Here is an 8,530-nt window from a genome sequence, read left to right as displayed (position 1 = left end):
GGCGTGAGTTCCGCCAATCTGAGCCCGACCGTGCCGCAGGCCTCGGCCGCGGATACGGCCAGCCCGCCGGGGCCGGAGATGACGGCCAGGCTGTCACCGAGGCGATCCGTGAGGAAAGAGAAGCCCATGAGCGTATCCATCCAGGCCTCGAAACCCACGACCGGTATGGCTCCGCCCTGGCGCACCACGCCTTCCCATACCTCCCATGAGCCTGCCAGGGCCCCGGTATGGGAGGACGCGGCCCGGCTGCCTTCCGGTGTAAACCCGACCTTCCACAGAATGACCGGCTTCTTGAGAGAGGCCTTTCTCAGGGCTTCGAGGAAAAACGGACCGTTTTTGATGCCTTCCAGATAGGCCCCGATGAGCCGGGTTTCAGGATCGTTGCCCAGGTAGACCAGAAAATCCGCAATCGTAAGATCGCATTCATTTCCCAGGCTGACGGCCTTGCTGAAACGAATTCCCCTCTGGGTGGCTGTACGGGCCAATATATTAGCCAGGGAGCCGCTGTGAGAAATAATGCCCACAGGCCCGGGTTCTTTGGAAAGCTGAGGGAAAAAGGCTAGTCCTGATTTTGGAGCATAAAGCCCCATGCAATTCGGCCCGATGAGCCTCATCCCCGCGGACCGGGCCACCCGCACCAGCTCCTCTTCCAGGGCCGCCCCTTCTTCGGTGCCGGTTTCTTTGTAGCCGGCTGTAAAGAGCACCACCCCCTTAACGCCTTTGGCCGCGCAATCTTTGATAACGGCGAGGGATTGATGATGCGGAATGAGCACGATGGCCAGGTCCACCGGTCCGGGGATGTCTGAGACGGTGGGAAAGGCCTTGAGCCCATCAATCTCTTTGGCCTCCGGGTGAACGGGATAGATGGGGCCCGGGAACCCCTGGTCCAGAAGGGCCATGAGAAAAAGTTTGCCAGTTTTCATCCCCCTGGGCACGCCCACCACAGCCACTGATTCAGGGTGAAAGAGAGCATCCAGTTGGGTCATCAGTTCCTCAATGTTGTCCATAGTTTCCTTCTCCAGAAAGCCTGGAGGCTCAGACGGATAATTCATCAAAGGCTCTTTGTAAACCTTACTAATGTCATGCCTGGCCTTTAAGGCCAGAGCATGGGGGTTCCTCGACTTCTCCTAAGCCTGAGCCTTCAGGCCATTTTAATGATCACTAACGCCAGGACTATGATCGAAATACCGGCCAGTTTTTTCAGGGTATACTTTTCATGAAGGAATTTAAAGCCCAAGAGCGCCCCAACCACAACAGACGATTCTCTTACCGCGACCACATAACTAACATGAGCTATTTGAAAAGTAAAAAGGATAATTAAATAGGTCCCCATTGAACCGAGCCCGATTATAAAAATATATTTCTTGTAATGACGCCAGGCCGGGAGCAGATCAGCGCGGCTTCTTATTAATATATAAGGCGTTAAAAAAACAGCCGCCAGGAAAAACTGACCAAATATGTATGCAATCGGATTGATTAATTGAACCGCCTGCTTGTCAACAATCGAATAGCCTCCAATCGTCAAGCCCACAAACGCCGCGATGAACAGGCTTTTGTAATGATGCTGCTCTTGGGAAGTCTTGAGCCCTATCAGAACGATCCCAAGGCAGATGAGTGTGATTCCCAGAAAGCCGGGTAATGATATATCTTCTTGAAGCAGTACCCTGGCCAGTACGGCTGTTCCGGCCACGCCAATACCGCGCGCTACGGGATAGACAGTCGAGATATCGCCGTATTCATAGGCTTTGGATAAACCGAAAAAATAAAAAGCGTGTATGATGCCTGTAGCCAGGATGAAAGGATAGCTGGAGGCCAGATCAATATCTGACCAGAAAAAAATTAAAACAACAGGAAAGCAGACAAGGCTGGCCAGCCATAAGCCGAGGAAAACTACATTCAAATTCCCGGACGCTGTCTTGGTCGTGAAATTCCAGAGGGCGTGCAGAACAGCGGCAACAAGAATCAGTGATAAGGCTAGAAAGGACATGGTCTTTAAGGTGATTTGAAAATTTTGTGTCAGTACCTTATATACGAATCCCTTCTAGATTGCCACATGAATGGATGATTCCTCTAATAAGAATGAGAGATCATAAAAAAGATGAACCAATATTACATAGCGAGGTTGAAAGATAACTCCTCTATTGATTCACGAACACGGTTACCGCGGCGTTGGCCACGACAATCTGATCACACTCCGGCGCAAACTCGGGCACGCATAAGCCCTGGGCCATCAGCCCCCCTGGCACGGCCCGCGCTTTTTTACGGCCGATGGGAACCGCGGCCATAACCTTATTCAGATCAACCTCATCCGGTCTGGGTGAAGCCACCAGAACCTCGACTTCGATCTGATCTGGGTTCTCGATCTTGAGGATTTCCATCAGCCCGCACAGGCAGCTTCTGGATACGGCGTCCCTGACAGCGCGGCAGGCCGCCTCGGTGACGTCCTCGCCATGTATATCAATGCCCGTGCCGATTTCGACTATAAACCTCTTTCTATCCATGAGTCTCCATCCTGTTCAAATACACTCGTTTGTTTTATCTTCCGATTTTACCGCTCAGCCCTCCATCTACCGGCAGAACGACCGATGTAATATATTTCGCTTCATCAGACGCCAGGAAAAGCACTGCATATGCGGTATCCCAGGCGTCTCCCATGCCCCCTTTCAAAGGAACCTGATCATTTCTCGTCCTGATCAATTCTTCCTTATCAATGCCCAGAGCCTGGGTGGTGCCTTCAATGGCAATAGGGGTATTCATCAGCCCTGGCATGACTACATTGGCGCGGATCCCCTTTCTGGCATACCGCATGGCGATCAAATGAGTTAAGGCGTTCACCCCGGCCTTTGAGGCCTTGTAGGCCAGCATGGGTGAGTTAGCAACGGCGGCCACAGAAGAGCTATTGACAATGGAACCGCTCCCCTGCCTCTCCATCACGGGCAGGGCGAACTTACACGTCAGAAACATTCCCTTCAGGTTCACATTGAAAATTCTGTCCCAGACCTCCTCGGTGAGCTTGACCGGCCCTCTGTCCCCCTGACCGATGCCGACGTTATTTACAAGCACATCAATCCGGCCGTGAACTTCGACACATTTCTCGACCAGGCCCTGGCAATCCTCAATCTTCGTAATATCTGCTTCAAAAGCAAAAGACTCCCCGCCTTCCTCGTCAATCATGGCCTTTGTCTTAAACGCGGAATCCAGACGGCGATCAACCAGCATAACCTTGGCGCCCTGGCGCGCAAAAAGCACTGCAATGGCTCTGCCATTCCCAATCGTATCGCCCGGGGTCTGACCCGCTCCAACAACAATCGCTATTTTATCCTTAAGGCGCTCTCCCATTTTGATTCTCCTTTTAGATTAGGACAGGAATCCGGTTTCAAATAGCAGCCGTCCACCTAATTGGATTTAGGCTACCTGCCTTTGTGGTTGATCCCTCAACCGCTTAATACCTCAAGACCATCTTTACAACGACTGTTAATCCCCTCTTTTTGAGATATGTGTATGTCTAATTCCGTTTAAAAAAAGATGTCAAGGGAAAAGCGATTCCCCGCGGCCTGACATGAATGACATTGAGCTGCGGCCTCAAAATGCATTCTCAGGTTCATCCTCCTAAGAATTTTCCTGACTCGCTGACCTGGCTGCCGCTCTCCTGGTACCAGCCCGGCTTTAACAGCAGGCACAGAGGAACCCCGGCCAACACGATCAAGCCGGCAAGTACAAACCCATTGTCGAATCCCATCACGCTGGCCCGGTGGAAGATCGCGTTCAATGACAGGAGCAGCCCCTGTCCATATTCACCCGCTGGCAGACCGGGAGCGTGCCTGAGCACCATGGAGGTCATCACCTCCCTCGCAGAATCGGTTGAAGGCATCCCTTGCATATGCCTGGAGAGCGCCTGTGAGACATGGAGGGTGAAGTAATGAAACACCTCTGAGCGCATGCCCATAAGTTCACCAAGACGCGCGCTGTGGCCGATAATGGAATTGGTGACATAGGTATTGAGCAACGCAATCCCAAACGAACCGCCTACTCGCTGGCCCACGTTGAGAAAGCTGGAGGCTTCGGCCACTTTGTTCGGGGGTACCGAGTTAATAGCCACGGTGATAAGTGGCGCCATCATCAAGGCCAGGCCCACGCCGCGCACCACCTGCCAGCCGATGATCATACCTGCGCCTGAAAGGGGATCGAGGTATCCATACATGATTAAAGCAAAACCGGCGACAGCCGTGCCAAAAGTCACCAGCCAGCGCGGGCTGTAATGGTCAGCCATCCATCCGGCCAGAGGCATCACAACGCCGATCACAATCCCGGCGGGCATCACCCATAATCCGGCCTGAATGACAGTATACCCGGCGAGATTTTGAAGAAAAATCGGAAGCAGGAATAACCCGCCAAAAAGGCCCACCGACCGAAAGACTCCCAGGATCATGCTGAGCGAGTAATTGAAGTAGCGGAAGAGGGACAAGTCCAGAAGGGGATGCTTAATCGCGCTTTCGATGGCCGCGAATAAGGTCAGTCCGATGATGGTTAAGGCAAAGCAGGTCAGAATATAGGTTGACCCCCAGCCTTTTTCCTGTCCCTTGGAAAGGGCCAGGAGCCCGCTGACCAAGGCCATGGACAGGAAGAAAAACCCCCACCAGTCAAATGGGAGGCGCAGGCGCGGCACCGATCTATCGCTTTTAATGATGGCCGCTCCAACCAGCAAGGTCACCAGTCCGATGGGGAGGTTGACCGAAAAGATAGCCCGCCAGCCGAACCATTCGGTCAGATAGCCGCCCAGAGTCGGGCCAAACGCCGGGCCGATCATGACGCCGGTTCCCCAAATTCCGAGGGCTTTGCCACGTTCATGGGGTTCAAACAAATCCGCCACCATAGCCATGCTCACCGGCTGGAGGGCGCCGGCGCCAACGGCCGTAATCACCCGCGCCACGATCAAGGCATTGTAGCTCCAGGCAAAGGCGCAGGCCACGGAGCCGAAGGTAAACAGGGCCAGGGCCCCAAGGTAAAGGTTCTTGTGGCCCAGGCGTCCCACCCCCCAGCCCACCGCCGGCATAGCCACGGCGCCGGCCAGCATGAATCCAGTCGAAACCCACTCAATCTGGTTGCGGTTGACACTAAAAGCACTCATCATGTGCGGCAGAGCCACGTTGACAATGCTGGAATTCAACATGACAGAAAGCGTGCCCACCATGACGATGCCGAGCACAAACCAGCGATAAATGTCAGAATCGGGAGAATTATTCATGATCTGCGGCCACAGCCCCAGAGGACACCCTGTCCCTGGAAGTGTGGATACGGATCTCCACGGAAAGACCCGGGCCCAGAGACAGGTCGGGGCAGGATTCGACCGCAATGCGAATGGGCACGCGCTGCGCCACCTTGATATAGGTCCCGCTGACTCCTTCGGCCGGGATGAGGCTGAACCGGGAATTGGTGGCCCGCAGAATTTTTTCCACGCGACCCGTAAGGTTCAGATGAGGATAGGCGTCCACCGAAATATCAACCCTGTCTCCAACGGCGATCTCGCTTAAGTATTTCTCTTCAATATTCGCGGCCACATGCAGACTGGACGGATTCAGGATTGTCAGAATGGGCCTGCCCGCCGAGACAATCGCGCCTGTGTTCTGCCATCGTCGGACCACGACACCATCAAAGGTGGCGCACACCTCGGCCCGGTCAAGATTGATCTGGGCCAGGCGTAAGGCGGCGTTAGCCGAAGCCAGCTGCGCCTTCCTCAATTCAATGTTAGCCCTGGCCGCGGCGAGGTCTTCGGCGCGTGTTCCCTCCCGGAGCAGTTTCAGACGAAGCCGTGCCTCTTTCTCAACATGCTTTGCCGCTTCCCACGCCGTTCGTATCTTGTCTTTATTCGATGCGGTCATGACGCGTCCGTCATGGAGGGCCCTGACACGGGTCCATTCCGCCGCAGCCAGCCTGGTTGCCACTTCGGCCTGCTGCTTCGCCGTTTCGGCAATGCCAATCTCTAGGCGGCGCGGTCCGTGGACGCCTTTTTTATACTGGGCCTCAGCAACGGCCAGCGCGGCGGCTGCAGAATTGACCGCCGCCTCAGCCCCGACCATAGCAGCTTTGAGCGATCTCTTGTCCAGCACAAATAATACCTGGCCCTGACGCACATGGTCACCTTCCCTGACACGGACTTCGGTGAGAATACCGCCTATTTGCGGCGCCAAATCAAGCAGCTCGCCGTCAAAACGGGCGTCATTGATAGAGACGATGCCGCGCATGAAGAAATGCCAGTAAGCGCCCGCAGCCGCACCCAGGAGCAATAGAAAGACGACCGCCAGCATTATTTTCCAACCGTTGCCACCGTTGGATTTCTCAACCCCTGTCATATCTCAACAGCTCTCTTGTTTCTGCATCATGTAAAACTACCGATGGATATGAAAAAATCGGCTCAGAATGAATCAGCTTACCAAAATCATGTCCAAAAGACAAACTATTCGACATCAGAAAATAACAAGCCAGCCAGCCTTAACATAGAACTCCTGAATATTTCCTGGTTACCATAAAGAACCTCCAGTGTTATGTCCCAAAATTAGATGATTAAAATATCTTGTAGCTTGTCATTGCGAGCCATTGGCTTTTGCTCTTAACAAGCTCAGCTAATTTTTCCAAAAGCTCTTTTGCCAATAGCTACTAAAGGAGTGACTAAGACGATTTATAAGGCAGAAGAAAAAAACACCCTCAATCCCCCTTTAAAAAAGGGGGAGTTTTCTTACTGCCTGTGGCGCGGTCTCCGGTGAGAAATATTTTTTCCTTTGTTCCCCCCTTTACTAAAGGGGGGTAAGGGGGATTTTCGATCAAGGTAAAATATTTTACAAAAATACACCCTGAAATCTCTATTGTGTGACCAGTTAATGTTGTCAGGGAGACCCGCTTCGCAGGCCACCCTGACCTACAAGGCTGAACCGGCGTCAGGCAAACAGCCACTTCAGAAAACCGACTGAGCCCTTTCTTAGAGAGAGTGGTAAAAATACGTTCCGATTGAAAGGGTTAAAATAGCTTCGTCGCTAAAGCTTCTCACAATAACAAGTCGTTTCAAAAATAACGGAAAGTCCATTTGAATTATTACCATTATTTACAGGAAACCAGTCTAGGAAATAGATAGCGAGCATCAGAAATAAAGATAAGGTAGATTCCGTGGCAGACTTTTTGAATTGTTATATCTACCTTTCTGTGCTTTATTATCGGAAAAATCAAGATTGGCGCGATCTTAAATAATATGCTCGCGCCCGGGGAATGAGGATGGATATCAGGGAAAAACGAATCATGGATGAGGTTGACGGTCTGAACGACGAAATACTCGATTTTACATCCCGGCTGGTGGCTGAAGCAAGCACCCTGGGGAATGAAAAATCCGCGCTTGAAGTCATGGAGAACGAACTCACCAGGCTAGCGCTGGACCCTGTCAAAATACCGATCAACCCTGATGATCTGGCCAAACATCCCGGGTTTGCCTCCACGCCCTGGAGTTATGAAGACCGCTATAATGTCGTTGCGGTTCGCCCCGCAAACGGCCAGGGCGGCCGGAGCGTCCTTTTCAACGGACACCTGGATGTGGTTAGCCCGGAACCTTTGAGATTATGGAACTCTGAGCCCTTTGATCCTTTCATAAAGGACGGCTGGCTTCATGGACGGGGTGCCGGCGACATGAAGTCCGGCGTGGCTGCCATGACCTACGCGCTTCAGGCCGTGGAAAAATCAGGCTTCGGGCTCAAGGCCCCGGTGACCATCGAGGCTGTCATCGAGGAGGAGTGCAGCGGCAACGGCGCCTTAGCCTGTCTCAACGCGGGTTATGACGCCCAGGCCGTTCTCATTCCCGAACCGCTTGGCCTGAACATCTTGACGGGTCAGCTCGGAGTACTGTGGTTCAAGGTGATGATTTCCGGCGTGCCGCGCCATGTGTCAGAGGCCACCGCGGGTGTCAACGCCATTGAGAAATCCTTTGTCATCATCTTAGCCCTGCGACAGCTGGAAGCCGAGATGAACCAGGAGAAGCACCCGGCCTACCAGAATATCGCTCATCCCATAAACCTTAATGTCGGGATTATTAAGAGCGGGGACTGGCCATCCACCGTGCCCGCGGAAGCCGAGTTTCACTGCCGGCTCTCTTATTATCCAGGCGCGACTTTTGATCAGATCCAGGCAAGAATCATCCAGGTCATTGAACAAGCCGCGCAAGACGATCCCTGGCTGGCGGAAAACCGTCCATTTATCGTTTTCTACGGGTTCAGGTCTGACGGGCATACAGTTGACCGAAACCTGCCCGCCTTTCAGGTCCTGAACGATTGCCACAAGGCCCTGACCGGTCAAAATGCCATGGAATATATATCCACGGCCACCACCGACCTCAGAGCGTTTCATTTTTTCGGTCAGGGTGACGCGACCTGCTACGGACCGATCGCAGAAAACATCCATGCCGCCAACGAGCGGGTGAACACCAAGAGTGTCATTCAGACGGCCAAGGTTTACGCCCTGTTCCTGGCGCGTTGGTGCAGGCTGGCCGAGTGAC

The 8,530-nt window shown here is 53.2% G+C and carries 7 protein-coding genes; 1 reads left to right on the top strand and 6 read right to left on the bottom strand.

Annotated features, from left to right (window positions below):
- The 6 genes from JRI95_14875 to JRI95_14850 form a co-directional block, all read right to left on the bottom strand.
- Nucleotides 1-1,007: CoA-binding protein (locus JRI95_14875; protein ID MBW2062826.1), on the bottom strand; the 1,007-nt coding region annotated here is incomplete at its 3' end.
- Between the two features lie 134 nt (nucleotides 1,008-1,141).
- Nucleotides 1,142-1,987 carry an EamA family transporter gene (locus JRI95_14870; GenBank protein MBW2062825.1) on the bottom strand — a complete coding sequence of 282 codons (846 nt, stop codon included), beginning with the start codon at nucleotides 1,985-1,987 and terminating at the stop codon, nucleotides 1,142-1,144.
- Nucleotides 1,988-2,138: 151 nt separating this feature from the next.
- Complete coding sequence (locus JRI95_14865) at nucleotides 2,139-2,501, bottom strand: Lin0512 family protein (GenBank protein MBW2062824.1); 363 nt, start codon at nucleotides 2,499-2,501, stop codon at nucleotides 2,139-2,141.
- Nucleotides 2,502-2,535: 34 nt separating this feature from the next.
- A complete protein-coding gene (locus tag JRI95_14860) occupies nucleotides 2,536-3,339 on the bottom strand; it encodes an SDR family oxidoreductase (GenBank protein ID MBW2062823.1) in 804 nt (267 codons plus the stop codon).
- Between the two features lie 262 nt (nucleotides 3,340-3,601).
- The gene (locus JRI95_14855; GenBank protein MBW2062822.1) at nucleotides 3,602-5,245 is read right to left on the bottom strand and encodes a DHA2 family efflux MFS transporter permease subunit; all 1,644 of its coding nucleotides are present in this window, start codon (nucleotides 5,243-5,245) and stop codon (nucleotides 3,602-3,604) included.
- Complete coding sequence (locus tag JRI95_14850; protein ID MBW2062821.1) at nucleotides 5,238-6,350, bottom strand: HlyD family secretion protein; 1,113 nt, start codon at nucleotides 6,348-6,350, stop codon at nucleotides 5,238-5,240. The genes JRI95_14855 and JRI95_14850 overlap by 8 nt, the downstream gene beginning before the upstream one ends.
- A 913-nt stretch (nucleotides 6,351-7,263) precedes the next feature.
- On the opposite strand from JRI95_14850, the gene JRI95_14845 reads away from it, so the two are divergent.
- Nucleotides 7,264-8,529, top strand: coding sequence for an ArgE/DapE family deacylase (locus tag JRI95_14845; protein MBW2062820.1), 1,266 nt, complete (start codon nucleotides 7,264-7,266; stop codon nucleotides 8,527-8,529).
- Nucleotide 8,530 lies beyond the last annotated feature (1 nt).

The organism is Deltaproteobacteria bacterium, from assembly GCA_019308995.1.
Lineage (GTDB): Bacteria > Desulfobacterota > Desulfarculia > Adiutricales > JAFDHD01 > JAFDHD01.
This window is presented reverse-complemented; position numbering and strand designations above follow the sequence as displayed.

Bases quoted from the DNA above. Each gene is read 5' to 3' on its own strand.
- JRI95_14860 (MBW2062823.1), bottom strand. From the start codon at position 3,339: ATGGGAGAGCGCCTTAAGGATAAAATAGCGATTGTTGTTGGAGCGGGT.
- JRI95_14855 (MBW2062822.1), bottom strand. From the start codon at position 5,245: ATGAATAATTCTCCCGATTCTGACATTTATCGCTGGTTTGTGCTCGGC.
- JRI95_14865 (MBW2062824.1), bottom strand. From the start codon at position 2,501: ATGGATAGAAAGAGGTTTATAGTCGAAATCGGCACGGGCATTGATATA.
- JRI95_14850 (MBW2062821.1), bottom strand. From the start codon at position 6,350: ATGACAGGGGTTGAGAAATCCAACGGTGGCAACGGTTGGAAAATAATG.
- JRI95_14845 (MBW2062820.1), top strand. From the start codon at position 7,264: ATGGATATCAGGGAAAAACGAATCATGGATGAGGTTGACGGTCTGAAC.
- JRI95_14870 (MBW2062825.1), bottom strand. From the start codon at position 1,987: ATGTCCTTTCTAGCCTTATCACTGATTCTTGTTGCCGCTGTTCTGCAC.